This window comes from Croceicoccus naphthovorans (assembly GCF_001028705.1).
GTDB lineage: Bacteria > Pseudomonadota > Alphaproteobacteria > Sphingomonadales > Sphingomonadaceae > Croceicoccus > Croceicoccus naphthovorans.
The window spans coordinates 2,590,709-2,615,967 of the sequence record NZ_CP011770.1 but is presented as its reverse complement, the minus strand read 5'-3'; the positions used below and the strand labels follow the sequence as shown (position 1 = coordinate 2,615,967).

Below are 25,259 nucleotides of genomic sequence, written 5' to 3'. Positions count from 1 at the left end.
AGGGGTGTATCCCCTTAGCATAGGTAATTGACTCTTTTTGAGGGCCGCGCAATAAACCCCTGAAACAATGGGGGTCGTGAATGGCGCATCTGCCTAATGACGAGGAAAAAGGGGTTCCGCTTCGTCTCTACTACCAGCTTGAAGACGGTCACACTGCAAACGCGGAAGTCGTCGCAAGGGCATCGCTAGCGTTCATCGCAGGCGTCAAAGAGCTGTCCTATGTGCTTGACCCGTCGCTTAGCGTCCAAGTCGGCATTCAAGGCCACGCTGATGGTAGTTTGTGGGAAGACCTACTGCTGCTCGTTGATAAGGCGAAGGCCGAATATCAATTAAGGTCGACGCGCTACGGTTTGGCGCTTGCTGCGATTGCTTGGATTCTAGCTCCACCGGCAGAGCGGGCGAGAGACATCATGTGGCAGCCGATCTTGGATAAATACCTGCCGAATGCATCGGCGGAAGATGTTGCAGAAGCAAAACAGCTTATTGAGCGAGCCGAAGAAGGGCGTATCGCTCAGCGCGAAAAGCAGCAGTTTTATCGCGAAGTTGGACGGGATACCGGCATACTAGCCGTGTCGGCAAACATCGACCGGCAATCACCTGATTGGAAAGTGCGGCGCGCGGATTTCGCGGAATACAGTGGCCAATCTCCTGTAATCGAGTCCTCGCTTGACCGCTCAACGGTCGGGCCAATGCGGGTGATAATCCTCAGCCCAGTGCTTCAAGTTTCGAGTCGAAAATGGAAGTTCGCCACACCTGACGTGACCCCCAGCTTTCCCCCAGCTGGGATTAGAGCCGGACCGCGTTGTTGCGCATGAGCGCGGTTGAAGCAATGGGCTGCGTAGCGGAGCCCGTAGGGCGTAGCGAAGCTGGCCATTGCTTATCCAGTTTGGCGGCGAACGCCGCCGGGGTGTCGTAGTCGAGGGAAGAATGCGGCCTCTCCCGGTTGTAGTCCTCCACCCAGGCAGCGATCTCGACGCGGGCGTGAGCCATGCTGAGGAACAAAGTCTCATTGAGCAGTTCGTCCCGCATGCGGCCATTAAAGCTCTCGACGTAAGCGTTTTGCATTGGCCTTCCCGGTGCGATGTAATGCCACTCCACACCGATCTCCCCACACCATGCCAGCACCGCATTGCTGGTGAGCTCGGTGCCATTGTCGCTGACGATCATGCCGGGCTTGCCACGCTGCGCGATCAGCTCAGTCAGTTCGCGCACGACACGGCGCCCGGAGATCGACGTATCCGGCACCGCTGCCAGGCACTCCCTCGTCACATCATCGACCACGTTGAGCACCCGGAATCGTCTTCCCGAAGCCATCTGGTCGTGAACAAAGTCCAGGCTCCAGCGCTGGTTCGGCAGCGCCAGCACCGGAGCAGGTGCTCTCGTGCCCACAGCACGCCTGCGACTGCGTCGTCGTCTGACCGCCAACCCTTCCTCACGGTAGAGCCTCTGGGTCTTCTTCCGGTTGATCATGATCCCCTCCCGGCGCAGCAGGATGTGCAGACGGCGATAGCCGAACCGCCGACGCTGGTTGGCCAGCTCGCGCAGCTTCTCACGCAGATCGGCGTCATCGTCCCGGGTGGAACGGTAACGCACGCTCTTGCGATCAGCATCGATGACACGGCACGCCCGCCGCTCGCTCATCCCGTGGCAGGCCTGGAGATGAGCGACAGCTTCCCGCTTGGCGGCGGGCGTCAGAACTTTTTTGCCAGAAGATCCTTCAACGCGGCCTGGTCCAACATGGCATCGGCGAGCAACCGCTTCAGCTTCGCGTTCTCGCTCTCGAGCTCCTTCAGTCGGCGGGCATCGGACACCTCCAGCCCGCCATACTTCGACTTCCAGTTGTAGATCGTCGCTTCCGACACTCCGTGTCGCCGGGCCAGGTCAGCGGTCTTCGCACCCGCCTCAGCCTCCTTCAGCACACCGATGATCTGCTCTTCGGAAAACCTCGTTCTCTTCATCTCGTCCGTCCTTCTGTAAGGGCCGGACTCTAATCCAAATTGGAGGAAAATCAGGGGGTCACGTCACACCCCAGGGTGAGTTCGGCGCCGAGGTGAAGGACCGTGCATTTCTAGAGCAAATCGTTGCAGGGCAAACGAGTGTTCGGATGCGCGGTGGCGTTGAACTGGATGTTGAATTAGAAACCAAAGAACGTCTGATTGACGGTGTTTGGACCGTTCAAGAGCGGAATGTGTTGCAGGTGCTGGATATTAACGAGCCAGCAGCGAGTAGGCAGTCGTCAATGTTTCCGAGTAAGGGCGACAATCATTGAGATTGCTGCAAATCCGATAACGCCCACAGCCAATGCGAGCGCAACGCGTTGATCGTACGCGGCAACCACGCTAAATAACGCAAAGCCGCCGATAACCGGCAGCAGCTTTGACGCTGCTGATGTTTTTCGGGAAGCGGGAGCGGACATAGTGTGCTAGAATCGCACGATGATCGACTTGAGACAAGCCCTTGCGACCGGAAAATTGGACCAATTCATCGCCGAACACGAAGGCGAGATTGGCGATCTGGACGCCTTCAATCTGACTGTGAAGGCAATGGCCGGAAAGTCGAAAGAAGTTCCGGAAGCATCGTCTCCGGACGGTTCCGACGATTGAAGCGATATTCGAATTCCTTGACGTAGCGGTTCAGGTGCTTGGCGCTCACGCTGGTGTGGGTGCCGTTGATCGAGCATTTCAGGTGCCGCCAGAAATTCTCAATCCCATTCACTGAAACCGTCTCAGCAAGGCGGTAATCGTAATAGGCATATTCTTCCGCGCCGTGGTTCACGCGGGCGTGGCGATAGCCATGATCGGCAAGTTTCGCGTAGCTGCGCAGTTCGTCAGTATGGACGTTGCCGCCGACTTCGACGTTGGCAGTCACAAACGGCTCCAGAGTAGCGCGGCGCTGGTTCGGCACCACTTGGGCCACCACATCGCCGCCACGCTCCAGAGCGCCCACTACAACGGTCTTAGCGGCACTACCGCGATTGTGCTTGCCCTTCTTGACGCCGCCCATGAGCGTTTCGTCAATTTCGACATTCGTGCCAGCGCCACCGATGGGGTGGTCACCGTCAACGTCCGCCATGTGATCGCGGATTAGAGAGGCCATGCGCCATGCAGTCTTGTAGGTCACGCCAAGCTGGCGCTGAAGTTCCTTGGCGCTGACACCGTGGCGCGTGGTCGTGAACAGGTGGATCGCATAGAACCACAGTTGCAGCGGAGTGCGGGTCTTTTCGAACGGGGTGCCCACGGTCGGGTGCAGGTGGTGGCCGCACCACTGGCACGAATAGGCGCGCTCAGCTTTGATGCGAAACCACTTCGAAGGGCGCTCGCACTTGGGGCAAGTGAAGCCTTCGCCAAAGCGAGCGTCGAACAGATGCTGGAGGCAGGTTTCGTCGTCAGGAAACTTGCGAAAGAACTGCGCGGTGGTGAGAGGCTTCGTTGTCATGCCTCATTGTATGCCATATTCGGTTACGTATGGCAAGGGGATACATCCCGACCTATAAGGCCATCGATCGCCAAATGAACGTTCAACCGGGTCGCTATCTCGTTGATTGGACATGCTTAACTTCGTCCTTTTGCACGGCAAAATGTCATTAATTATCTGAATTTAATGCTATTTATCAGTGCATTAAAAAGACGCCCGTCATAAATTTTGTAAATCTCCAGCAAACTATTCGTTGCCCTAGGGACTTTTTCATAATTATAATGCATAAAAACACGGCGCTGTCATATCCCGGAGCGCCCGATCCGGCAGCGATTGCCCGGCGGGATCAGAGCGAGGAGACGGCAAGATGAACGACATGTCGAGCGTAACTGCCACGGCTGCGGAAGTGGTTCGCTCGTTCTCGCATTGGCGGGACGTAGCCAATACCAACCCGGTTTACATCACCAACCACGGGCGGGAAACGCATGTCCTGCTCGACATCGGCAGTTTTCGAGAGCTGTCGATGCCCGGCGCCGGGGGTAGCGCGGGCGGCGAGGATCTGATCGGCCTGGCCGAATGGATCAACGAGGCGATCCTGATCTGCGATGGCGATCTGCGCATCGATTACGCGAACCGCGTCGCGGGCGCGGTCTGTCGCAAGCCGGTGGGCGAGCTGACGGGAAAAATGCTGGTCGAGGCATTGCCCTCGGTGGCAGGTTCTTTGATGGAGGTTCATGCCCGCCGCACGGTGATCGGCGGCGAACCCAGCGCGGCGGACCTGCCGTCACCGTTTCACGACGGGGCGTGGCTACGGTTTCAGTCGTTCCCGCTTGGCAAGAGCAACGTGCTGATGTTCCGCGACATTACAGAGGATGTGCAGCGTCACCGACTGGCCGACGTGAAGGCCGCAATCCTTGATGCGATGAGCGTGCATGGCGAGGTTGGCTATGTCCGCGTCTCTATCCGCGGCACGATAGAGCGGATCGACGATCCCTTCAGCAAGATGGTCGAACTGGATGAGAGCCGGTTGATCGGCATCGGGCTGGCCGACCTTGTCGTGCGCGAAGAGCGCCCCGCATTCCGCGATGCGCTGGAATCGGTGCTTCAGGGCGGACCTTCGCAAAAGTTGCGCGTGGGCTTCCTCAGCAACAGCGGCGAAGTTGCCTATGCGCGCCTGTCCATCGTGCAGTTGCACGGGGCCTATGGGGCAGAGGGCGCGGTCGTTCTGCTGACCGCCTGCAAGGAAGGCGAAGACTGATCGGCCGACCAGTCTGATCAATTGCCTGTGACGCGGCCCAGCGCCGCCTTCCAGCCCTTTGCCAGTTTTGCGCGGTCATCCGCTGCCATCGTCGGCGTAAAGCTTTGGTCCAGTGCCGACATCGCCTCGATAGCGGCAAGGTCCGCGTAAAGCCCGATCCCCAAGCCGGCCAGCGCCGCCGCACCCAGCGCGGTGGTTTCCAGTTCCTCGGGCCGGTCGATCCGCGTGTCCAGCATGTCGGCCAGAAACGCGCAGAACCAATCATTCGCCGCCATGCCGCCATCGACACGGATCGCATCGGGTTCGGGCGCGCCGTCCGCGATCATCGCCTCGATCAGGTCCATCGTCTGATAGACCACCGCCTCCAACGTGGCGCGGGCGACATGGGCGCGGGTGGTGCCCAATGTCATGCCCAGCAGCGCCGCGCGGGCGTGCGGATCCCAGTGCGGCGCGCCAAGGCCGGCAAACGCGGGGACGAGATAGACCCCGCCGTTATCGTCCAGCGTGGCGGCCAGTTCGGCGGTTTCGGCGGCATTCTCCACCAACGCCATCGCATCGCGCAGCCACTTCACTGCAGCGCCAGCGACGAAGATAGATCCTTCCAGCGCATAAGTTGTCTTGCCGCCGATCCGGTAACCAACCGTGGTCAGCAAACGGTGGGTGGAGCGCAGCGGCGTATCGCCGGTGTTCATGACCGCAAAGCAGCCGGTGCCGTAGGTCGATTTCACCATGCCCGGTTTGAAACACGCCTGCCCGACCAGCGCCGCCTGCTGATCCCCCGCCATACCCGCAATCGGAATCGCCTCGCCCAGCAGGTCGGGGTCAGTGGTGCCGTAAACTTCGGCGCTGTCGCCTATCCGGGGAAGCAATGCACGCGGCACGCGGAACAGGTCGCACAGGGTGTCGCTCCAGTCGCCGGTTTCGATGTCGAGCAGCAGCGTGCGGCTGGCGTTGGTCGCGTCGGTCGCGTGGACCTTGCCGCCGGTCAGCCGCCAGAGCAGGAAGCAGTCGATGGTGCCGAACGCCAGTTCGCCCCGCTCGGCCCGCTCCCGCGCATTCGGTACAGCGTCCAGCATCCACGCGATCTTGGTGGCTGAAAAATAGGGATCGAGCAGCAATCCGGTCGTATCGCGAACCGTGTCCTCATGTCCGGCGGCGCGCAGCTTCTCGCACGTGTCGGCGGTGCGCCGGTCCTGCCAGACGATGGCCTTGTGGATCGGCGTGCCTGTCGCGCGGTCCCAGATCACTACCGTTTCGCGCTGGTTGGTGATGCCGATGGCCTTGGCAGATCCGTTGCCCTTCGCACCCGCCTCTTGCAGAGCGGCGCGGGCTGTGGCGAGCGTTTTGTTCCAGATTTCGTCGGCGTCGTGCTCTACCCAACCGGGTTGCGGGTAGTGCTGGGCGAATTCCTGTTGCGACACCGCGACGCGGTTCAGCGCCTGATCGAACACGATGGTCCGCGTGGATGTCGTGCCTTGGTCGATGGCGAGGATGAAGGGGCCGCTGCCGGTCATCGATGCTCCGTAAGAATTGCCTTGCCGTGACCCTCGCGATGGGGGCCTGCGGGGTCAACCCCCGCCAGCGAAATCGATGCGGCCCTTGCAGTCGGGGCAATGGTCGCTAGGTTATGCTGCAATGCAACCCGATCTGCAGATTCCCCAAAACGTGGACCTCCTCATCATCGGCGGCGGCATCAATGGTGCGGGAATCGCACGCGATGCGGCGGGGCGGGGGCTTTCGGTCCTGTTGGTGGAGAAGGACGATCTGGCCTCTCACACCTCTTCCGCATCGACAAAGCTGATCCACGGAGGCTTGCGCTATCTGGAATACGGCGAGTTCCGGCTGGTCCGCGAATCATTGAAAGAGCGGGAGCGGCTGTGGCGCATGGCGCCCCACATCATCTGGCCGCTGCGCTTCGTATTGCCGCAAACGCAAAGCCCGCGGCCCGCGTGGATGGTGCGTACGGGGCTGTTTCTTTACGACCATATCGGCGGACGCAAGGACCTGCCCGCGACCGAAACGGTTTCGTTGACCGACGCGCCGCAGGGCGAGGGGCTGTCAGACCGCAAAGGCAAGGCCTTCGTCTATTCGGATTGCTGGGTCGAAGATGCACGGCTGGTAGCGCTGAACGCGATGGACGCGGCGCAGAACGGCGCAACGGTGCTGACCCGCACGAAGTTCGAAGGGGCGAAGCGGAGCGGGTCCGAATGGACCGCCGAATTGTCTGATGCTGGCGGCACGCACACCGTCACCGCGCGCGCCATCGTCAACACTGCGGGACCGTGGGTCAGCGAGGTGATTGGCACCATTGCGCAGGCAAAGCCCAAAGGCCAGGTGCGGCTGATCAAGGGCAGCCATATCATCGTGCCCCGGCTCTATCCCGGCGATCATGCCTATATGCTTCAGAACCCGGACCGGCGGATCGTTTTCGCGATTCCCTACGAGCGGGAGTTCACGCTGATCGGCACGACCGACGTGCCTTGCGCGGATCTGCCGGATAAGGCGGCGATTAGCGAGGACGAGGTCGGCTATCTGCTCGACACGGCGAACCGCTATTTCGACCGCCAAACGACGCGTGAAGACATCGTCTGGACCTATTCGGGCATCCGTCCGCTGTTTGACGATCAGGCGAAGAATGCCTCTGCCGTAACGCGTGACTATGTGCTCGATCTGGACCGGGGCGGTGCGGATGCGGGCGGCGATGCGCCCCTGCTCAATGTCTTCGGCGGCAAGATCACGACGTTCCGGCGGCTGGCCGAACACGCGATGGATGAGTTGGACCTGCCCGGTGCTGGCGGCAAGTGGACGGCGGGCAAGCCGTTCCCCGGCGGCGATTTTGCCGACTTCGATAGCTATCTGGCGAAACTCGTCGCGCGCTATCCCGGGGTCGATACCACACTCCTGCGGCGCATGGCCCGCGCCTATGGTACCCGGACCGAAACGATCCTCGGTGATGCCACGACCGCAGCCGATCTGGGCGAAGACCTCGGCGGCGGATTGCACGTGGCAGAGATTGACTATCTCGTCGCCAAAGAATGGGCGCGGACTGCCGACGATATCCTTTGGCGGCGCAGCAAGCTGGGCCTGCACGTGCCCGATGGCACCGCCGACCGCCTGACCGCCTACCTGAACCGCACCGCGACCACTGGCTAAGGCTACTGGATAAACCGGGGCTCAGCGCCTAAAGGCGGCGCTATGCATTTCCTCGACCAAGCCAAGATCTACGTGAAATCCGGTGGTGGCGGCCCCGGCGCCGTCTCTTTCCGGCGTGAGAAGTATGTTGAGTACGGCGGCCCCGATGGCGGTGACGGCGGGCGCGGCGGCGATATCGTGTTCGAGGCGGTCGAAGGCCTCAATACCCTCATCGACTTCCGCTATTCGCAGCACTTCAAGGCCCCGCGCGGCGGCCACGGCATGGGCAAGGACCGCACCGGCGCCAGCGCGAAACCGCTGGTGATCAAGGTGCCGGTGGGCACGCAGATCATTTCCGACGAGGATCAGGAAACGGTGCTGGCCGACTTTACCGAGGTGGGCGACCGCGTCGTATTCCTTGAAGGCGGCATGGGCGGTCGCGGCAACGCCAGCTACAAGACCAGCACCAACCGCGCCCCGCGTCAGCATCAGCCGGGTATCCCCGGCGAAGAGGCGTGGGTCTGGCTGCGGCTGAAGCTCTTGGCCGATGTCGGGCTGGTCGGGTTGCCGAATGCGGGCAAATCCACATTCATCAACGCGGTGACGAATACGCGCGCCAAGGTCGGCGATTATGCCTTCACGACCTTGGTTCCGAAACTGGGTGTCGTGCGGCACAAAGGGCGCGAATTCGTGCTGGCCGACATTCCCGGCCTGATCGCGGGCGCGGCGGAGGGCGCCGGGATCGGCGACCGTTTCCTCGGCCATATCGAGCGGTGCCGCGTTCTGATCCACCTGATCGACATATCGGGCACAGGCGATCAGGACCCGGTCGAAGCGATGCGTATCATCGAGGAAGAACTTGAAGCTTATGGCGCAGAGCTGGAAGACAAGCCGCGCCTGATCGCGCTCAACAAGCTGGACCTTGCCGATGGCGAACTGGCCGATGCCTTCGCCGACGAACTGCGCGAGGCGGGGGCGGAACAGGTGTTCCGTATTTCCGGCGCAACGGGCGCGGGGATAGAGGCGCTTATGGACGCGGTGCTGCAATACCTGCCCGACCGTACACGCACCGAGACGAAAGGTGCCGAGCGAGAGGATGCGCCGGAGGACGAGCAGTCTGGCGGCGACTGGTCGCCGATCTGACGATACTTCCCCAACCGGCGACGATGGGCTAGGCCCCGCGCGCCATGACGAACACGATCGCCACCCTTGCCGACATCGCCCGGCCCGCCAGTTGCGCGCGGCTGGTGATCAAGGTCGGTTCGGCGCTGCTGGTCGGGCCGGACGGACAGCCCCGCCGTGAATGGCTGGCATCGCTGGTGCAAGAGATTGCCGAGGCGACGGCGCGGGGGCAGCAGGTGATTGTCGTGTCCTCAGGCGCGATTGCGCTGGGCGCGGCGCGATTGGGGCTGGCGAAGGGCGGGCGTGGCAGCCTTGCCGATGCCCAGGCCGCTGCTGCCGTCGGCCAGATCGGGCTGGGCGGATTGTGGGCCGAATTGTTGGCCGAGCACGGGTTGACCGGGGCGCAATTGCTGCTGACGCTCGATGATCTGGAAGATCGGCGGCGGTATCTCAACGCCTCGGCGACATTGGGCCGTTTGCTGGAGGCGGGCGCGGTTCCGGTCGTGAACGAGAACGACTCGGTCGCGACGCAGGAAATCCGCTTTGGCGACAACGACCGGCTGGCCGCGCGCGTGGCGCAGGCCGGGCGGGCCGATGCGGTGCTGCTGCTGTCCGACATCGACGGGCTGTACGATCGCAATCCCAAGGATCCGGCTGCGACGATGGTGCCGGTCGTACGCGGGGTTTCGGCGGATATTCACGCGATGGCCGACGGCGGGTCCGCTTCGGGTCTTGGCTCCGGCGGCATGACCAGCAAGCTGCAAGCCGCGGAAATCGCGGAACGGGCAGGCATCGCGCTGGCCATCATTAATGGCACCTACACCGCGCCGATCGGGCGTGCGCTTGGTAGTGGGACTGGGGATGGCGGGATCGGTACGCTGTTCCTACCCCGCCGCCGCGATGGCGCGCGCAAGGCTTGGCTGGGCGGCCGGTTGAAATTGAAGGGCGTGCTTAACGTCGATGCCGGGGCGGCCAAGGCGCTGTTGTCGGGGCGTAGCCTGCTGGCCAAGGGCGTGACGGCGGTATCGGGCGAATTCACGCGTGGTGATGCGGTCGAGGTGCGCGGACCGGACGGTTTCGCGTTGGCCAAGGGGCTGGCAGAATACGATGCCGCCGAATGCGCGGCGATCATGGGGCGGCATACCGACGATCAGGAATACCTGCTGGGTTATGCACCGCGATCTGCCGTGGTTCATCGCAACCAGATGGTCCTGCTGTGATCATCGCGCTGACCGGTGCGACGGGGTTCGTCGGGTCAACCCTGCTCGATCTGGCATTGGCGGAAGGGCATTCGGTTCGGGCGCTGACCCGGCGCGAGCAACCGGCGCGAGAGGGCGTCGAATGGGTTCGCGGCGATCTGGCTGCGGCCGATGCCTTGCGCGCCTTGTGTGAAGGAGCCGATGCGGTGGTCCACGTGGCTGGCGTGGTCAACGCGCCCGACAATTTTGGGTTCGTGTCGGGTAACGTTACGGGGACGCAAGCGGTTGTCGACGCGGCGAAAGCAGCGGGCGTAGGGCGCTTCGTCCAAGTCTCTTCGCTAGCCGCGCGCGAGCCGAACCTGTCGGATTACGGCAACTCGAAAGCCGGGGCCGAGGCCGTGGTTGAGCGCAGCGGCCTCGACTGGGCGATGGTGCGCCCGCCCGCGATCTATGGCCCGCGCGATACAGAGATGTTCGAGTTGTTCAGGGCGGCGAAGTTGGGCGTTGTGCCCCTCCCGCCCGAAGGTCGCGCCTCGATGATTCACGTTTCGGACCTAGCCGCGCTTTTGCTCGCGCTGGCGGTCACACCGGCGCACGCGGGGCAGGTTTACGAGGCCGATGACGGCGTCGACGGCGGTTGGCGGCACGTCGAAATGGCGCGGGCCATCGGCGATGCCGTTGGGCGCAAGGTGATCCCGATCTCGATGCCCGCCGCCTTGGTGAAAGGCGCGGCACAGATCGACCGATTGATACGCCGCGGCAAGGCCAAGCTGACGCCCGACCGCGCCGGCTACATGATGCATCCCGACTGGACGGCAGACCCTGCCAAGCGCCCGCCCGCTGGGTTGTGGCAGCCGCGTATAGAAACGCGCGAAGGGTTGCGGGCCACGGCGGATTGGTACCGCAACGCCGGCTGGCTCTGAGCCTTTAGAAAACCGGGTCGAAATCGGGCGGCAGGTCGCCGTCCTTGGTCAATCCCGGCACCTGGTGGATACCGCACTCGGTCTTGTCCCAACCGCGCCAGCGGCCCGAACGCGGGTCCTCGCCCTCTGCCACCGTGCTGGTGCAGGGCATGCAGCCGATCGACGGATATCCTTTGGCCACCAGCGGATGGCGGGGCAACTCGTGCTCGTCCATATAGGCGATCAGGTCGTCCCGGCTCCACCCGATCAGCGGGTTGACCTTCAGCCGACCGGCGGAGTCCGAGGTATCGATCTCGAACACCGGCAGTTCGGCGCGGGTCGCCGACTGGAATGCCTTTCGCCCGGTGATGGACGCGTCATAGCCCGTCAGTGCCTTGGCCAGCGGGATCACCTTGCGAATTTCGCAGCAGCCGTCGGGGTCGTAGGACCAGCGCAGCCCGCTCTCATCCTTCGCCGCCAGAGCATCGGCATCGGGCGTCAGGTTGATCAGCCCGGTCAGGCCAAAACGCTCGGCCAGAAGGTCGCGGTATTCCAGAGTTTCGGGAAAATGCTTGCCGGTTTCGAGGAACAGCACCGGTGCATCTTTCGCCACTTTCGAGGCCAAATGCAGCAGCACCGAACTTTCCGCACCGAAGCTGGAGACGAGTGCGATCCGTCCCGCAACGCCGTCGATCAGCACTGCGCGCAAGATATCCTCTGCCGAAGCACCCGCGTAACGGGCGTTCAGCGCGGCGGCATCGTCCGCGGTAAAGCGGACACCGGTGTCGATACGGTCAAGGCGGCGGACAGCTTCCATCGGATCAGCCGTGACGAAGCGCCCAGATCGGCGTGCGGCCATCGGTGGTTTTTTGGTACACGTTGTCCCAGCGATTAAGTGCGGCTTCGACATCGGCCTTGTTCATGGCCTTGTCCGGCGCGAAAGCATCGAATCCGCAGCGGCGCATATAGGCGATCTGGTCGACTGCGACATCGCCCACCGCGCGGATTTCACCCTCGTAGCCAGCTTCGCGCAGAATGCGTGCCGCCGAATAGCCGCGGCCGTCGCCAAAGACGGGGAAGTTCACTTCTACGCGGGTCAGGTGCGATATGTGCGGGAGCAGTTCGCGTGCGTCGTCACCCGGCTCGATGCGAACGGCACCGGCATTGGTCTGTTCGCCGAAGCTGTCGACCGTGACCGCCGGGCTTTCACCCTCGTTGTCTTTTGGCGGCTCGTCGTCGCGCAACCGGTAAAGCTCAACCATAGATCGCCTCCTTGAACGGCTCCATGCCGATACGGCGGTAAGTATCGAGGAAACGTTCCTCACCCTCGCGCTTGGCGAGATAGACTTCGGTGGCCTTTTCAACCGCGTCGACAATGCCGTCCTCGTCGAAACCGGGGCCGGTGATCTTGCCCAGCGTCGTGTCTTCGGCCTCACACCCGCCGAGCAGAAGCTGGTAGTTCTCCACCCCCTTGCGGTCGACGCCGAGGATGCCGATGTGGCCTGCGTGGTGGTGCCCGCAGGCGTTGATGCAGCCCGAAATCTTCAGCTTCAGCTGACCCAGTTCGCCGGTCTTGCCGGTGCTGGCAAAGCGTTCGGAAATCTTCTGCGCGACCGGGATCGAACGTGCGTTGGCAAGGCTGCAATAGTCGAGGCCGGGGCAGGCGATGATATCCTCGATCGTGTCGAGGTTCGGCGCGGCCAGATCATATGCGTCCAGCTTGGCAAACAGTTCGGCCAGACGGCCCTTTTCGACATGCGGGAGGACGATGTTCTGCGTGTGCATGACGCGGCACTCGTCGAACGAATACTCGGTCGCAAGATCGCCCATCAGGCGGATCTGGTCCGCCGTCGCATCACCCGGAATGCCGCCGACCGGCTTCAGACTGATGACCGCGCTGACATAGCCGGGGGCCTTGTGCGGGATCGTGTTGCGGTCCACCCACAGCGCAAAATCCGGGTCGCTGCGATCGATATCGTCGCTTAGGCCGGTCTTGAACGCGGGGTCCGCGAAATAGGGCTTGATCCGCTCCAACTCTGCCAGCGGGGGCTCGATGCCCTGCGACTTCAGGTGCGCGAACTCCTCCTCGACCTGACGCGTGTACTCATCCTTGCCCATTTCGTGGACGAGGATCTTGATGCGCGCCTTGTATTTGTTGTCGCGGCGGCCATGGCGGTTGTAGACGCGCAAGCAAGCCTCGGAATAGGTGATCAGGTCGTCCAGCGCGACGAATTCGTTGATGCACGGCGCAACCATCGGGGTACGGCCCATGCCGCCGCCGACGTAGAATGCGCAGCCGATTTCGCCAGCGTCATTCTTCACGATCTGGATGCCGATGTCGTGCAAACGCATCGCCGCGCGGTCGGTATCCGACGCGATGACTGCGATCTTGAACTTGCGCGGCAGATAGCTGAATTCGGGGTGGAAGCTGGACCATTGGCGCAGCAGTTCGGCGTAGGGGCGCGGGTCGACGACTTCGTCGGCAGCGGCCCCGGCAAAGTGATCCGAACTGATGTTGCGGATGCAGTTGCCGCTGGTCTGGATCGCATGCATCTCGACCTTGGCCAGATCGGCCAGAATGTCGGGTGCGTCCTCCAGCTTGATCCAGTTGTACTGGATGTTCTGGCGCGTGGTGAAGTGGCCATAGCCGCGATCATACTTGTCCGCGATATCGCCCAGCGCCTTCATCTGCGCACCCGATAGCGTGCCGTAGGGCACGGCAACGCGCAGCATGTAAGCGTGCAGTTGCAGGTAGAGGCCGTTCATCAGGCGCAGCGGGCGGAATTGTTCCTCGCTCAGCTCACCCGACAGGCGGCGGCGGGTCTGGTCGCGGAATTCCTCGACGCGGGTGTCGACCATCTGCTGGTCGTATTTGTCATACTGGTACATGGCTTAAATCACCCAGTTTCCGGCCGTCGGATCGGCGGGTTTCAGCGTGAGGTCGGGACGCACCGTCGGGCCAAGGGCGCGGATGCGGTCCTTGATATGGGCGGGGCGCACGCCGTTATCGTCGGTCGTCGCCTCGATGGCATAGGCGGCAAACACGTTGCGCAGGCCTTCTTCGCGCGCGATGATTTCGTCGCCTTTATCGCCGACATCGACGCTGTCGTTCACGTGGCGGGACCAGCTGGTGCCGTCCCACCAGACGACGTCGCCGGACTTCAGGTCATTCCCGGTCAGGATCTTCATTGTTTTGCTCTCAGGGCTATTGCGGCAAGCGCATCGTCACGCTCGCGGGTAACTTCGCCGATCACGATCAGCGCGGGGCTTTTCACGCGCTCATTCTCTACCAGATCGGGCAGAGCGGCCAAGACGCCGCGCAGCACGCGCATTTCGGGGCGGGCGGCATTCTCGATCACGGCCACGGCCATGTCTGGGGCCAGACCGTCTGCGATCAGCTTTTCGGCAATTCTAGCGGCGGTTTTGACACCCATATAGATAACGAGCGTGCGGCCGACCCCGGCAAGGCCCGACCAGTCCTGATCGGACAAGCCCTTGCACTGGCCCGCAACGAAGCTGACGACGCTGGCATGGTCGCGGTGCGTCAGGGCGATCTGCGCAGCGGCACCGGCGGCGTTCGCGGCGCTGATGCCAGGTACGATTTCCACGGGAACGCCAGCGGCGCGGCAGGCCTCTGCCTCTTCGCCGCCGCGTCCGAATACCAGCGGGTCGCCGCCCTTCAAGCGCACGACGTCGTTACCGGCCAGCGCTTCGCGAACCAGCAGGGCGCAGATGTCTTCTTGCGGCATGGTGTGGTGCGCGCGGCGCTTGGCGACGGAAATCAGCCTTGCCTTGGGGTGCGCCATCGCAAGGATCGCGGGATCGACCAGACCGTCGTGGACGACGATCATCGCCTGCGCCAACAGCCTTGCGGCGCGCAGCGTCAGCAGTTCCGGATCGCCGGGGCCCGCGCCTACCAGATAGACGCGGCCGATCTGTTCGGACGGAATCGACATGGATGGCGAAATGGGCGCTCGGCCCGCGCGATGCCAGCCAGAATGCTTTGATGGGGGGGTAGCTGACCTTTAGCGCAGCTGCAAAAAGGGCTAATCGCCTGATTTCACGTCTGTCTTTGCATCGACGCGCTGGGCGATGGCAGCGACCAGTTGTTCGAACTGTGCGTTGCCGCGCAGGTTTATGTCGCGCTGCGGGAAAGGGATTTCGATACCGTGTTCCTGAAACAGGTCCCACAGGTTTTTCAGTACTTCTGACCGAACGTTGCCGACGCCCGCTTCGGGATCGCGAATCCAGCAATGGATCGTGAAGTCGACCGAACTGTCACCATACCCGTTCAGCCATACGCTGGGCGCGGGCAGTTCCAGCACGCGTTTGACCTTTTTGGCCGCCTCCAGCATCAATTCCTCGGCCTTGTGAATGTCGCAGTTGTACGACACGCCGACCGGCACCTGCATGCGTACGTTGCGGCTGGAATAAGACCAGTTTTCCACTTGGTTGATCATCAGGTTTTCGTTGGGAATCAGATATTCGCGCTCGTCGCGCGTGGTAACGGAAATCGCGCGGATGCCGATCTTGCGGATCTGGCCGAACGTCTCGTTCCCGGCCATGTCGGTCACAGCGATCACGTCGCCCGGCTTGATCGATCTGTCCATCAACAGGATCATGCCCGCGATCAGGTTGCCGAATGTTTTCTGAAGGCCGAAACCGATGGCAAGGCCGAACGCGCCGGAAAATACTGCCAGCGCCGTCAGGTCGATGCCCAGAAGGTCGATACCGATCAGCAGGGCAAAGGCCCAGACCGCCATGGTCAGCAGTTTTTCCGCCAAGAGGCTTTGCGTCGGTGACAGGCGCGTCATGCGTTTCAGCAGGGCATGCGCGCCCTTGCTGGCCACGCGGGCAAAGATGATGACGCCCGCGATGACCATGACGACCAACAGCGCGGTCCAGACCGAGAACCGCGTATCGCCCACCGTTACGCCCATTGAATCGAGATAGTCGACGATCTGCGCGATCGTCATCGACTGTTCGGCGACCGCTTCCTTGATCTGGTCCGCGCCTTTCAGCGCATCGTTCTGCGCCGCCTCTGTCGCAGCGGCAGTCGCGGTCGCGACGGGTTCGGCGACGCTGGTGGCATCGGCTATGGGCGGTTCGGCGGTAACGGTCATGCGGCAGCCCCCATCCTGTCGAAAGCCTGCGCAAGATCGGCGATCAGGTCGCCTGCGTCTTCAAGGCCGATGGACAAGCGTATGCCAAGCGTGGCCTCCGGGTCCACCCCTACCGGCGGCCAGCTGCTGACCGAACGGTCGGCGGGGGGGTCGATGGGGATGGCAAGACTTTCAAACCCGCCCCACGAATAGCCGAGGCCGAACAGGGCCAGCGCGTCGACAAACTGCGCGCGTGCGTCGCGGTCGGTGGTTTTCAGGACAAAGGCGAACAACCCGCAGCCGCCGCTGAAGTCGCGCTGCCACAGGTCATGCCCCGGCGCGCCCGGCAGCATCGGACAGAGCACGGCGGCAACCTCTTTGCGCCGGGTCAGCCATTGCGCGACGGCCAGCGCGCTTTCGCTCTCGCGCTTGAGCCGCACGTCGAGCGTGCGCAGACCGCGCAGGGCCAGCGCCGCATCGTCGGGCGATACCACGATGCCCATCTGCTGCGACCGCATCCGCAACCGGCGATACATCCGTTCGGTCCCGGTCGCCGCGCCCATCATCAGGTCGGAATGCCCGCCGACATGCTTGGTCAGGGCATTGACGGTGCAGTCGATGCCCATCGCCAGCGCGGCCAGGCCGGTCGGCCCGCTCCACGTGTTGTCGAGGATCGTCCACGCCCCGATCTCTTTCGCGATGCCGACCAGCGCGGGCAGGTCGCAGACCTCGAACGACAGCGAGCCGGGCGCCTCGAGGAATACTGCCTTCGCCCCTTCAGCCACCAAGGCGCGATAGGCCTCGATGTCGAGCGGATCGAAGAACCGCGTCTCGATCCCGAAGTCCTTGAGCAGCCCCAGTCCCATCTTGCGCGTCGGGTCATAGGCATTGTCAGTGATCAACACGCGGTCGCCGGGTCGCAGCACCGCCATCAGCGCGCCGTTGATCGCCGCCACGCCCGATGGATAGAGGATCGTGCCATGCGCCCCCGGCTCCAGCGCGGTCAGCGCCTCAGCCAGCGCCCATTGCGTCGGCGCGCCGCGACGGCCGTAGAACAGCTTGCCGTCCTCGTTGGTCTTCGGGCCCTCGGCCATGGCGGCGGCATCGGGATATAGGTGCGTGCTGGCGCGCCAGACTGCCGGGTTGACCACGCGATTGGCTTGGCCGGGAATGCCGGTCCACTCCGCCCGCCGCCCCCCGGTGACGAGCCGGGTTGCGGGTTTCAGATCGTCGCTATCGCTCATGCCCGATTTTCCGTCATGCTGGCCCGGTCGCCTTGGGCGTGGCTGGATCGGCAGCCCATTCGCTCCAGCTGCCATCATAGATCGCGCTCGGCTTGCCTAACCGGTCAAGCGCGAATGACAGGTTCGCGGCCGTCACGCCCGAGCCGCAACTGGTGACGATCGGACGGCCCAAATCCAGCCCCGCGCCAAGGAACTCCGCCTCGATTCCCGCCAGGTCCTTCATCGTTCCGTCCGCTTCGTAAAGCGTGCCGATGGGCACATTGCGCGATCCCGGTATATGGCCCGATACCATGCCGGGGCGGATTTCCTCCGCCTCTCCGGTAAAGCGATCCGCGCCGCGCGCATCGACGACCTGTTCGGCGCGGCTGTCGATATTGGCCAGCATCTGCGCCTTGTCGCGCAGCTTCGCGGGATCGGCCTTGGCGGTAAACTTGGCAGGCTGCCATTCCGGCTCGCCCTGTTCCTCTGCGCGTCCCTCGGCCTGCCACTTGCCCAATCCGCCGTCGAGGATCGCAGCATCCTTGCCGAACATCTTCAGCAGGAACCACACCCGTGCCGAGGTGCGGTGCGGGCTGTTGTCGTAGATGACGACGGTGCTGCCGTCGCTGACGCCCAGATCGCCCATCCGCGCGGCGAAAGCATCTGCCGAGGGAGCGGTGTTGTCGAGGCCGCTGGTCATGTCCGCGATCGTATCGAACCCGACGAAGCGTGCGCCCGGGATGTGGCCCGCCAGATACTCGGCCCGCGCATCGCGGCCTGCGGCGGGAAGGTGATAGCTGCCGTCCAGCACGACGAGAGCGTCGCTGCCCAGATTGTCGGCAAGCCATTGGGTCGAAACGAGATGCGGCATGAAGCCCTCCTTTCCATCAGAGGTAGCGTGCCCCCCGCCTGTCGCCAAGGCGCTTGAGCATCTTGCGCGCCCGTGCGAAAGGCGCATCTGCGATGACCGACGAACCGATCAGCCCCCTTCATCCCCAACCCATTCATTTGGGCCAGACCAGTGCCTTGCCCGCTTCTCCCGATGAGGCGGTGCTCGACTATGTGCCCAATCCGCGCACGGGCAGCCTCTACACCGTGCGCTTTGCCGCGCCCGAGTTCACCTCGCTGTGCCCGGTGACTGGCCAGCCCGATTTCGCGCATATCGTTATCGACTATGCGCCGGGCGAGACCATCGTCGAATCGAAATCGCTGAAGCTGTTCCTTGGCTCATTCCGCAACCACTGCGGTTTCCACGAGGATGTGACCGTGGGGATCGGCCAGCGCCTAGCCGACGAAATGAAGCCGCAATGGCTCCGCATCGGCGGGTACTGGTATCCGCGCGGAGGCATTCCCATCGACGTGTTCTGGCAGACCGGGGCACCACCGGTGGGGCTATGGGTACCCGATCAGGGTGTCGCGCCCTATCGGGGGCGCGGCTAGCTAACCGCCAGAGCTTTCCTCTCCGCCCATCATTGTAAAGCCAAGCCCGAACGCACCAAGGCTGAGCGCGGTTGCGATCAGCATCAGCAAGCCATCGCGCACCATCAGTCCCAGCCCGAACGCGGCAATCGCCAGCATCGGCCCCGAACTGGCAAAGGGTAGAACTTCCAGCGGTGGAACCGTCGCACACAGCCCGATGATCAACAGCGCCGCGATCCGCACCGGCACACCGTGGGTCAGCGCTTTCAATCGACCGTGGAACCACTTGTCGAGGAACGCCGCGATCTTGCGCAGCTTGTGGCTCGACTTCTCGACCTTGTCCGCGCTAACCGACCGGTGACGGATAAAGCCGGGAAGCCAGATGTGCTTGCGCCCGAACAGCATCTGCAACGCGATGATCGCGATGATCACGGCGAGAAACGTCGGCACGCCGGGGATCGCGCCGACGGGCGTGATCTCAAGCAGGGCAGGGATCAGCAGGAATGGCCCGTAACTGCGACTGCCGATGGCGTCGAGGACGTCGCCGACCGAAACCTTGTCGTGCTCGTCGGCGACCTCGTCCAGACAGTCGAGAATCTCGCAGACGCTATGCGGATCGTTGGCCATTCGTGTGTTCACATCCCCGTTTGTCACCGAACAATCCGCGAAACCGCGCAAAGTGCCCGCCAAGACGGCTTGGCAGACGCGGGGCGAGGGCGCTAGAGGTTTCGTCCGCGACTATCTCTTACGCGGGAACCCGTCCTCTTCCATGCCAAGCCAGATCATCAGCCTAGCCGGCATCGCCGTTATCCTTGCGATTGCCGTCCTGCTGTCCACCGCCCGCCGCCGCATCCGCCTGCGCGTCGTGGGGGCGGCTTTCGCTTTGCAGGCGCTCATGGCGCTGCTCGTCCTGCGCACGCCGTGGGGCGTCGCAGCGATTTCCGCAATGAGCCGGGGGGTGTCGAACCTGCTCGGCTATGCGGGCGAGGGAACCCGATTCATCTTCGGCCCATTGGCCAGCCCGGAAATCGGCGGCAACAGCTTTGCCATCGCGGCGCTGACGGTGATCATCTTCTTCGCCAGCCTCGTCTCGGTGCTCTATTACCTTGGCGTGATGCAGCTGATTATCCGCTGGGTCGGCGGGGCGATCGGGTGGATCACCGGGATCAGCCGGGTGGAGGCGCTGGCCGCAGCGGCGAATATCTTTGTCGGGCAATCGGAAAGCCCGCTCGTCGTGCGGCCCTATCTGGCGGGCCTTGCGCCCAGCCGCCTGTTCACGATGATGGCGGTGGGCATGGCGGGCGTGGCGGGCACGATCCTTGCCGCCTACGCTTCGCTGCTGGGTGAAGAATACCTGCCCTACTTGCTGGCCGCCGCATTCATGAGCGCACCCGGCGGCATCTTGATGGCCAAGATTATCATGCCCGACACGGACGAGCCAAGCGATGCGGCAGAGGGCGAGCTCGACCTGCCCGATTCGCGCCGCAGCGGTGAGGGTCCCGCTGCGCTGATGCCTGAGGGCGGTCGCCCCGCAAAAGCCGACGTGCCCGACGCGCATGACGACGAGGAAAAGCCCGCGAACGTCCTGATGGCCGCCGCCCAAGGCGCGCAGACCGGCGTGAAGATCGCGGTCGCGGTTGGCGCGATGGTGCTGTCTTTCGTAGCGCTGGTGGCGCTGGCCAATGGCTTGCTGTCGGGCGCGGGGGCCCTGGTGGGGCTGGAGGACCTGACCTTCCAGGCGCTGCTCGGCTATGTTTTCTCGCCGATCATGTTCCTGTTGGGAATTCCTTGGCAGGAGGCGCAGATCGCGGGCGGGCTGTTCGGCACCAAGATCGTGCTCAACGAATTCGTCGCCTTCATCGACCTTGGCGCTCTGGATGCCAGCGCGCTCAGCCCACGGGCGCGGGCCATCGCGACATTCTCGCTTTGCGGGTTCTCGAACTTCTCTTCGATCGCCATCCAGATCGCGGTGATCGGCGGACTGGCCCCGAACCAGCGCCCGGTGGTGGCGAAGCTGGGCCTGCGCGCGCTGGCAGCAGGGTCGCTCGCCAACCTGATGAGCGCGGCGCTGGCGGGCCTTTTCCTTGCCTGAGCGCTTGGCTAAAGCCGCGAAATAGTTACAACCGTTACGAATTGCAGGGTATCACGATGACCAGCCCAATCGCCGCCGTCTCGCTGACCGAACCGATGGACGAACTGGCCGACAAGCTGGGCCGCAGTTTTGGCGAATACGGTTTCGCCGTAGTGCAGGATCACGGCATCGACCCGGACCTGATCGCCCGCGCCGAGGATATGTCGCGCCGCTTCTTCGCGCTGCCCGAAGACGTGAAGCGCCGCTATTTCATCGCTGGCGGCGGCGGTGCGCGCGGCTACACCCCGTTCAAGACGGAAATCGCCAAGGGTTACGACAAGAAAGACCTGAAGGAATTCTGGCACGTCGGTCGCACGCTGCCCGAAGGCGATCCGCTGGCCCAGTACATGGCGCCCAACATCTGGCCCGAAGAGATCGATGGTTTCCGCGCGACGTTCGAGGCGCTCTATACCGAGTTCGAAAAGGCTGGCGGCAAAATCCTGCGCGCATTGGCCATCCATCTGGGGCTGAAGCCGGACTGGTTCGACGCCACAGTGGACAAGGGTAACTCGGTGATGCGGCTGTTGCACTATCCGCCGATCGAGAATGCCGACGGCGCGGTCCGCGCGGCACCGCATGGCGACATCAACACGATCACATTGTTGCTGGGCGCGGAAGAGGCGGGGCTGGAGCTGCTGTCGAAGCAGGGCGAGTGGATCCCTGTGCAACCGCCAAAGGGCGCGCTGGCCGTCAACATCGGCGACATGTTGAGCCGCCTGACCAACGACCGGCTGCGCTCGACCATCCATCAGGTCCGCAACCCGGAAGGCGAGGGCGCGCGGCGGTCGCGTTATTCAATGCCGTTCTTCCTGCATTTCCGGCCCGACTTCGTGATCGAGACCCTGCCATCGTGCATCGATGAAGCGCATCCCGACCAATATCCCGAGTCGCTGACGGCGCACGATTTCCTTGCCATCCGGCTGAAGGAAATCGGCCTGATGTGACAATCGATTCGGTCTTCGGGGCGAATTGTCATCGACCCGTCATACAAGTTACCGGTGAAATCGTTTTTGCCGATCCATGTGGCGGCGCAGCAACACCTGACATAACTGTCAGTAATTGCGATGAAATTTATGAAATTTCCGGCTCTTGCAGTCCTTTGGACTCCTGCAGTCGTCCGCTTTCTGCACAGCGTCATATTGCAGTCGCACAAACGAAAAAATAGCGACGCATTGCCTTTTTAGTTGGCCCTTCGAACCGAGGGGTTGGTCGTCGGGATCGTCAATACTGTGGGGACAGTGCAGTCATGAAACTCAAATACCTTCTCGCCGCATCGGTGGCGGGCATCACCGGAGCCGTCGTGCTCCCCGCGCCGGTCATGGCGCAGCAGATCACCTCGGGCGTCGAGGGCATCGTTCTTGCAGAAGACGGCAGCGCCATTCCCGGTGCCACTGTTACCGTCACCGATGAACGTACGGGCGCGGCGCGCACCGTTAGCGCTGGTTCTTCGGGCAACTTCCGCGTGTCGTCGCTGACGACCGGCGGCCCCTACACGATTACGGCGACCGCACCGGGTTATGAAGGCCAGAGTCTGCCCGACCAGTCGATCACCCTGCAGGGCAACACATCGTTCACGTTCCGCCTTGCGCCGACCGAAGTCGCGGGCGACGTCATCGTCGTCACCGGCGCGCGCGTGCAGGTCACGCAGTTGGCCGTCGGCCCGGGCACAAGCTTTGGCGAACAAATTCTGGACGTTGCGCCGACGTTCAACCGCGACATTCGCGACGTCCTGCGCCTCGATCCACGCGTAAATCTGGCACGCGACGATCTGTCGGGTCAGGATCGCATTTCGTGCCTTGGCGGTAACGACCGTTCCAATGCTTTCACGGTCGATGGAATCAGCCAGAGCGACGTCTATGGCCTGAACGACAACGGCTTCGCATCCCGTTCTTCGGCGCCGCTGCCCTACGATGCGGTTCGCGAGACGCAGGTCCAGTTCGCGCCGTTCGATGTCGATTACGGCAACTTCACCGGCTGTGCGATCAATGTCGTGACAAAGTCGGGTACCAACGATCTGCGTTTTGGCGGGTTCTTCGAATATTCCGACAACGGAATGCGCGGCAACAAGGTGGCCGACGAAGATGTCGGCGCGATCGAAGCCGAAAAACGCTACGGCTTCTATCTCGGTGGTCCAGTGATCAGGGATCGCCTGTTCTTGTTCGCCGCGTACGAGCACCAAGAAGCTGGCGGCCCGCAGGAATACGGCCCGACCGGATCGGGCGCGGCCAAGGAACTCGGTTCGATTTCGCTCGACCAGTTCAACGAAGTTTCGGACATCCTGTCCAGCGTTTATGGCATAGAGACCGGCCCGCTTGCCTACTCCCTACCCTACGAAAACGATCGCTATTTCGTTCGCGCCGACCTGCAGATCACCGACGACCACCGGTTTGAGGCTACCTATCAGCGGCTTGAGGAAAACACGGTCAAGACCGACGACTTCTTTACCTCGACCAGTTCGTCACAACTGACCGGCCTGAACACGTATTACAACTCGGGCACCACGTCGGACTACTATTCGGGTCGTCTGTATTCCCAGTGGTCGGACATGTTCTCGACCGAAGTGCGCTACTCGCGTTCAGAAGTGCTTGATGCGCAGGATCCGATCGGTGGTTACGAAGCTCAGTCTTCGAACCCGACGCCGCGCATCATCGTAGGTATCGACAACCCGACCGGACCCGATGCTACGATCCTTGCGGGTCCGGGCGTCAACCGTTCGGCCAACGCACTTAGCCCGGTTTATTCATGAGGCCGCAGCAGCGAAGTGGATGGGCCTTGATCTGACGTTGGCGGCGTAGTCCGGGCGAGCGTCTTCGACGGCATTTTTCACCGCGTCAGGATCAATGGGCTTTTCGAGGTTGATGGAATGGAGCTCGGAGTTCGGCGGCACAGCCGCACCGCCTAAGTAGGTGCAGGCCTGAGATTGGTGGCGATGGCTTTCAAAACGGAGGCATCGGGACAGGCTGACGCGAAGGCGACACGGATGCGAGTGGCGCTCTCAATGACGCGGGCAGCGACCTTGAGCAGCCTGAGGCGCAACGTTGCGAACTCGGCGGTCGCGAGCGAGGCTGCCTTGGGGATTTCCTGCTGAATGCGCCACAGGAGCCAGTATGCGGCGGTGTGCAGGATGAGGCGCATCTGATTGGCGTTGGGAGAGCGGCACGAGGTGCGATCGCTGGCCAGCTGGGTCTTGTGCAGCTTGATCAGGTTTTCGGCCTGACCGCGCGCGCAGTAGAGCGTATCATAGATGTGCTCGGCCGAGCCTTCGGTCAGCGAAGTGACGACATAGCGGATGTCCATGCCCATCGTACTGGCCTCGATCCGGGCGACGACGCGGCGCTGGCACTTCCAGCTTTTGGCCCCGTAGCGGGTCTCGGCATAGGTGCGCAGGACCGGGTACTGGCGCTGAGCGCGTTTGACCGCACAGGCATCGGCGGCAACGACGATTTCGGGATCGGCGCGTAGCACGGCGTTGGTCGGCAGGCCGAACACGTAGTCGACGCCGCAACCCTCGCAGACGGCCATGACCTCGGGCCGCCCATAGTGCCCGTCGCCGCGGATGGTGATGTGCGTTTCGGGCCATTGCCGGCGGATGTGGCGCACGAGGCGCCGGATGTGACCGGCAGCTTCAACACCAGACGGTGTCTTGCCGGTGCGCAGCAGCATCGCCACCGGCCGGCCAGTGGCGGTGTCGTAGACATGGATCGGCAGGAAGCAACGCTCGCCATGATGACCATTCCAGAACGACAACTGCTGATAGCCATGGACGACATCGCAGGTATCATCGATATCCAGCGTCACCGCCGCCGGCGGGGCCGGATAGCTGGCGCAGTAGATGTCGATCATCGCGGCCAGCATCTTCGCCAACTCGCGCGTGATCGGTGCATTCTCCCACCGGCTCATCGTCGGTTGGCTGGCCAGCCCCGCGCCCGATCCCGGCAGCTTGCCCAGGGCCAGGCGGAAGCCCGGATCGTCGCGCAGGGCATCGAGATCGTCGGCATCCTCATAGCCGCAGGCGATCGCGAACACGCGGGCACGCAGGATGTCGTCGAGGCGATGGATCACCCGCGCAGGATCGCGCGGATCGGCAATGCAAGTCGCAAGCCGCTGGCAGATACCCATCGCGCGCTCGGCCTGCGACAGCAACAGAACGCCGCCGTCCGAAGTGAGCCGACCACCGTCGAACGCGGCTGTGACTTTCTTGCGGTCGACCGCTGGGAATCGGAAGGGGCTTGCGATATCGTCGTTCATGGCGGGTGTGGCCTGTGGCATTTTCTGCCCTGCAGCAGGGCCGGTGTAGACACCCAGTTCCTAATTCAGATCAGAGGCTTATGCCACTCCCGCCAACCCTTCGTAGCCA

The 25,259-nt window shown here is 63.0% G+C and carries 24 protein-coding genes; 11 read left to right on the top strand and 13 right to left on the bottom strand.

Features of this window, described 5'->3' with window-relative positions; translation table 11 throughout:
* Positions 1-80 precede the first annotated feature (80 nt).
* Complete coding sequence (locus AB433_RS20590) at positions 81-815, top strand: hypothetical protein (protein ID WP_156170816.1); 735 nt, start codon at positions 81-83, stop codon at positions 813-815.
* Here the strand turns inward: AB433_RS20590 and AB433_RS13155 are convergent.
* A protein-coding gene (locus tag AB433_RS13155) for an IS3 family transposase (RefSeq protein WP_156170623.1) occupies positions 787-1,958 on the bottom strand; the annotation gives its coding sequence in 2 pieces (ribosomal slippage) (positions 787-1,706 and positions 1,706-1,958; 1,173 coding nt in all). The genes AB433_RS20590 and AB433_RS13155 overlap by 29 nt on opposite strands.
* A gap of 92 nt (positions 1,959-2,050) precedes the next feature.
* On the opposite strand from AB433_RS13155, the gene AB433_RS20585 reads away from it, so the two are divergent.
* Complete coding sequence (locus AB433_RS20585; RefSeq protein WP_156170815.1) at positions 2,051-2,269, top strand: hypothetical protein; 219 nt, start codon at positions 2,051-2,053, stop codon at positions 2,267-2,269.
* A gap of 254 nt (positions 2,270-2,523) precedes the next feature.
* On the opposite strand, the gene AB433_RS13145 is transcribed toward AB433_RS20585, so the two are convergent.
* Positions 2,524-3,435 (bottom strand): IS1595 family transposase, encoded by a 912-nt coding sequence (locus tag AB433_RS13145; RefSeq protein ID WP_047821597.1) that lies wholly within the window; start codon positions 3,433-3,435, stop codon positions 2,524-2,526.
* Between the two features lie 346 nt (positions 3,436-3,781).
* On the opposite strand from AB433_RS13145, the gene AB433_RS13140 reads away from it, so the two are divergent.
* Complete coding sequence (locus tag AB433_RS13140) at positions 3,782-4,672, top strand: PAS domain-containing protein (protein WP_047821595.1); 891 nt, start codon at positions 3,782-3,784, stop codon at positions 4,670-4,672.
* A gap of 17 nt (positions 4,673-4,689) precedes the next feature.
* On the opposite strand, the gene glpK is transcribed toward AB433_RS13140, so the two are convergent.
* Positions 4,690-6,186 (bottom strand): glycerol kinase GlpK, encoded by a 1,497-nt coding sequence (gene glpK, locus AB433_RS13135; protein ID WP_047821592.1) that lies wholly within the window; start codon positions 6,184-6,186, stop codon positions 4,690-4,692.
* Positions 6,187-6,307: 121 nt separating this feature from the next.
* Between glpK and AB433_RS13130 the strand changes: the two genes are divergently transcribed.
* Genes AB433_RS13130 through AB433_RS13115 form a run of 4 tightly spaced genes read left to right on the top strand, consistent with a single transcriptional unit; the run spans position 6,308 to position 11,048 of the window.
* Positions 6,308-7,825: a glycerol-3-phosphate dehydrogenase gene (locus AB433_RS13130; RefSeq protein ID WP_047821590.1), complete on the top strand. Its 1,518-nt coding sequence runs from the start codon at positions 6,308-6,310 to the stop codon at positions 7,823-7,825.
* 42 nt (positions 7,826-7,867) lie between these two features.
* The gene (gene obgE / locus AB433_RS13125) at positions 7,868-8,947 is read left to right on the top strand and encodes a GTPase ObgE (RefSeq protein WP_047821588.1); all 1,080 of its coding nucleotides are present in this window, start codon (positions 7,868-7,870) and stop codon (positions 8,945-8,947) included.
* A gap of 44 nt (positions 8,948-8,991) precedes the next feature.
* Positions 8,992-10,146: a glutamate 5-kinase gene (proB, locus tag AB433_RS13120; RefSeq protein WP_047821586.1), complete on the top strand. Its 1,155-nt coding sequence runs from the start codon at positions 8,992-8,994 to the stop codon at positions 10,144-10,146.
* Positions 10,143-11,048, top strand: a complete 906-nt coding sequence (locus tag AB433_RS13115) for an NAD-dependent epimerase/dehydratase family protein (RefSeq protein WP_047821584.1) — start codon at positions 10,143-10,145, stop codon at positions 11,046-11,048. The genes proB and AB433_RS13115 overlap by 4 nt, the downstream gene beginning before the upstream one ends.
* A gap of 4 nt (positions 11,049-11,052) precedes the next feature.
* Here AB433_RS13115 and AB433_RS13110 read toward each other — a convergent pair whose 3' ends face one another.
* The 8 genes from AB433_RS13110 to AB433_RS13075 form a co-directional block, all read right to left on the bottom strand.
* Positions 11,053-11,844, bottom strand: a complete 792-nt coding sequence (locus AB433_RS13110) for a phosphoadenylyl-sulfate reductase (protein WP_047824073.1) — start codon at positions 11,842-11,844, stop codon at positions 11,053-11,055.
* Positions 11,845-11,848: 4 nt separating this feature from the next.
* Positions 11,849-12,289 (bottom strand): DUF934 domain-containing protein, encoded by a 441-nt coding sequence (locus tag AB433_RS13105; RefSeq protein ID WP_047821582.1) that lies wholly within the window; start codon positions 12,287-12,289, stop codon positions 11,849-11,851.
* Positions 12,282-13,916: a nitrite/sulfite reductase gene (locus tag AB433_RS13100; RefSeq protein WP_047821579.1), complete on the bottom strand. Its 1,635-nt coding sequence runs from the start codon at positions 13,914-13,916 to the stop codon at positions 12,282-12,284. Before AB433_RS13100 ends, AB433_RS13105 begins: the two co-directional genes overlap by 8 nt.
* 3 nt (positions 13,917-13,919) lie before the next feature.
* Positions 13,920-14,216 carry a DUF2849 domain-containing protein gene (locus AB433_RS13095; protein ID WP_047821577.1) on the bottom strand — a complete coding sequence of 99 codons (297 nt, stop codon included), beginning with the start codon at positions 14,214-14,216 and terminating at the stop codon, positions 13,920-13,922.
* On the bottom strand, positions 14,213-14,983 hold the full coding sequence (cobA, locus tag AB433_RS13090) for a uroporphyrinogen-III C-methyltransferase (RefSeq protein ID WP_047821575.1): 771 nt from the start codon (positions 14,981-14,983) through the stop codon (positions 14,213-14,215). The genes AB433_RS13095 and cobA overlap by 4 nt, the downstream gene beginning before the upstream one ends.
* A 90-nt stretch (positions 14,984-15,073) precedes the next feature.
* The gene (locus tag AB433_RS13085) at positions 15,074-16,150 is read right to left on the bottom strand and encodes a mechanosensitive ion channel family protein (RefSeq protein ID WP_047821574.1); all 1,077 of its coding nucleotides are present in this window, start codon (positions 16,148-16,150) and stop codon (positions 15,074-15,076) included.
* Positions 16,147-17,373 carry a cystathionine beta-lyase gene (metC, locus tag AB433_RS13080; RefSeq protein WP_047821572.1) on the bottom strand — a complete coding sequence of 409 codons (1,227 nt, stop codon included), beginning with the start codon at positions 17,371-17,373 and terminating at the stop codon, positions 16,147-16,149. The genes AB433_RS13085 and metC overlap by 4 nt, the downstream gene beginning before the upstream one ends.
* A 13-nt stretch (positions 17,374-17,386) precedes the next feature.
* The gene (locus tag AB433_RS13075) at positions 17,387-18,223 is read right to left on the bottom strand and encodes a sulfurtransferase (RefSeq protein WP_047821570.1); all 837 of its coding nucleotides are present in this window, start codon (positions 18,221-18,223) and stop codon (positions 17,387-17,389) included.
* A 92-nt stretch (positions 18,224-18,315) separates the two neighbouring features.
* On the opposite strand from AB433_RS13075, the gene queF reads away from it, so the two are divergent.
* Entirely contained in the window at positions 18,316-18,792 is a 477-nt protein-coding gene (gene queF / locus AB433_RS13070; RefSeq protein ID WP_047821567.1) for a preQ(1) synthase, read from the top strand.
* On the opposite strand, the gene AB433_RS13065 is transcribed toward queF, so the two are convergent.
* Complete coding sequence (locus tag AB433_RS13065) at positions 18,793-19,398, bottom strand: exopolysaccharide biosynthesis protein (RefSeq protein WP_047821565.1); 606 nt, start codon at positions 19,396-19,398, stop codon at positions 18,793-18,795.
* Between the two features lie 142 nt (positions 19,399-19,540).
* Between AB433_RS13065 and AB433_RS13060 the strand changes: the two genes are divergently transcribed.
* The 3 genes from AB433_RS13060 (at position 19,541) to AB433_RS13050 (ending at position 23,648) form a co-directional block, all read left to right on the top strand.
* The gene (locus AB433_RS13060; protein ID WP_047821564.1) at positions 19,541-20,863 is read left to right on the top strand and encodes a NupC/NupG family nucleoside CNT transporter; all 1,323 of its coding nucleotides are present in this window, start codon (positions 19,541-19,543) and stop codon (positions 20,861-20,863) included.
* Positions 20,864-20,919: 56 nt separating this feature from the next.
* Positions 20,920-21,846: an isopenicillin N synthase family dioxygenase gene (locus AB433_RS13055; protein ID WP_047821562.1), complete on the top strand. Its 927-nt coding sequence runs from the start codon at positions 20,920-20,922 to the stop codon at positions 21,844-21,846.
* Positions 21,847-22,148: 302 nt separating this feature from the next.
* Complete coding sequence (locus tag AB433_RS13050) at positions 22,149-23,648, top strand: TonB-dependent receptor (RefSeq protein WP_053059160.1); 1,500 nt, start codon at positions 22,149-22,151, stop codon at positions 23,646-23,648.
* A 152-nt stretch (positions 23,649-23,800) separates the two neighbouring features.
* Here AB433_RS13050 and AB433_RS13045 read toward each other — a convergent pair whose 3' ends face one another.
* Positions 23,801-25,150 (bottom strand): IS1380 family transposase, encoded by a 1,350-nt coding sequence (locus AB433_RS13045; protein ID WP_169749280.1) that lies wholly within the window; start codon positions 25,148-25,150, stop codon positions 23,801-23,803.
* Positions 25,151-25,259: the final 109 nt, after the last annotated feature.

Excerpts from the sequence above, each read along its gene's own strand:
- AB433_RS13095 (WP_047821577.1), bottom strand. The coding sequence starts at position 14,216 with ATGAAGATCCTGACCGGGAATGACCTGAAGTCCGGCGACGTCGTCTGG.
- AB433_RS13060 (WP_047821564.1), top strand. The coding sequence starts at position 19,541 with ATGCCAAGCCAGATCATCAGCCTAGCCGGCATCGCCGTTATCCTTGCG.
- obgE (WP_047821588.1), top strand. The coding sequence starts at position 7,868 with ATGCATTTCCTCGACCAAGCCAAGATCTACGTGAAATCCGGTGGTGGC.
- AB433_RS13050 (WP_053059160.1), top strand. The coding sequence starts at position 22,149 with ATGAAACTCAAATACCTTCTCGCCGCATCGGTGGCGGGCATCACCGGA.
- AB433_RS13110 (WP_047824073.1), bottom strand. The coding sequence starts at position 11,844 with ATGGAAGCTGTCCGCCGCCTTGACCGTATCGACACCGGTGTCCGCTTT.
- AB433_RS20590 (WP_156170816.1), top strand. The coding sequence starts at position 81 with ATGGCGCATCTGCCTAATGACGAGGAAAAAGGGGTTCCGCTTCGTCTC.
- AB433_RS13100 (WP_047821579.1), bottom strand. The coding sequence starts at position 13,916 with ATGTACCAGTATGACAAATACGACCAGCAGATGGTCGACACCCGCGTC.
- AB433_RS13105 (WP_047821582.1), bottom strand. The coding sequence starts at position 12,289 with ATGGTTGAGCTTTACCGGTTGCGCGACGACGAGCCGCCAAAAGACAAC.
- AB433_RS13075 (WP_047821570.1), bottom strand. The coding sequence starts at position 18,223 with ATGCCGCATCTCGTTTCGACCCAATGGCTTGCCGACAATCTGGGCAGC.
- AB433_RS13045 (WP_169749280.1), bottom strand. The coding sequence starts at position 25,150 with ATGAACGACGATATCGCAAGCCCCTTCCGATTCCCAGCGGTCGACCGC.
- queF (WP_047821567.1), top strand. The coding sequence starts at position 18,316 with ATGACCGACGAACCGATCAGCCCCCTTCATCCCCAACCCATTCATTTG.
- AB433_RS13085 (WP_047821574.1), bottom strand. The coding sequence starts at position 16,150 with ATGACCGTTACCGCCGAACCGCCCATAGCCGATGCCACCAGCGTCGCC.
- AB433_RS13055 (WP_047821562.1), top strand. The coding sequence starts at position 20,920 with ATGACCAGCCCAATCGCCGCCGTCTCGCTGACCGAACCGATGGACGAA.
- cobA (WP_047821575.1), bottom strand. The coding sequence starts at position 14,983 with ATGTCGATTCCGTCCGAACAGATCGGCCGCGTCTATCTGGTAGGCGCG.
- glpK (WP_047821592.1), bottom strand. The coding sequence starts at position 6,186 with ATGACCGGCAGCGGCCCCTTCATCCTCGCCATCGACCAAGGCACGACA.
- metC (WP_047821572.1), bottom strand. The coding sequence starts at position 17,373 with ATGAGCGATAGCGACGATCTGAAACCCGCAACCCGGCTCGTCACCGGG.
- proB (WP_047821586.1), top strand. The coding sequence starts at position 8,992 with ATGACGAACACGATCGCCACCCTTGCCGACATCGCCCGGCCCGCCAGT.
- AB433_RS13130 (WP_047821590.1), top strand. The coding sequence starts at position 6,308 with ATGCAACCCGATCTGCAGATTCCCCAAAACGTGGACCTCCTCATCATC.
- AB433_RS13065 (WP_047821565.1), bottom strand. The coding sequence starts at position 19,398 with ATGGCCAACGATCCGCATAGCGTCTGCGAGATTCTCGACTGTCTGGAC.
- AB433_RS13140 (WP_047821595.1), top strand. The coding sequence starts at position 3,782 with ATGAACGACATGTCGAGCGTAACTGCCACGGCTGCGGAAGTGGTTCGC.
- AB433_RS13145 (WP_047821597.1), bottom strand. The coding sequence starts at position 3,435 with ATGACAACGAAGCCTCTCACCACCGCGCAGTTCTTTCGCAAGTTTCCT.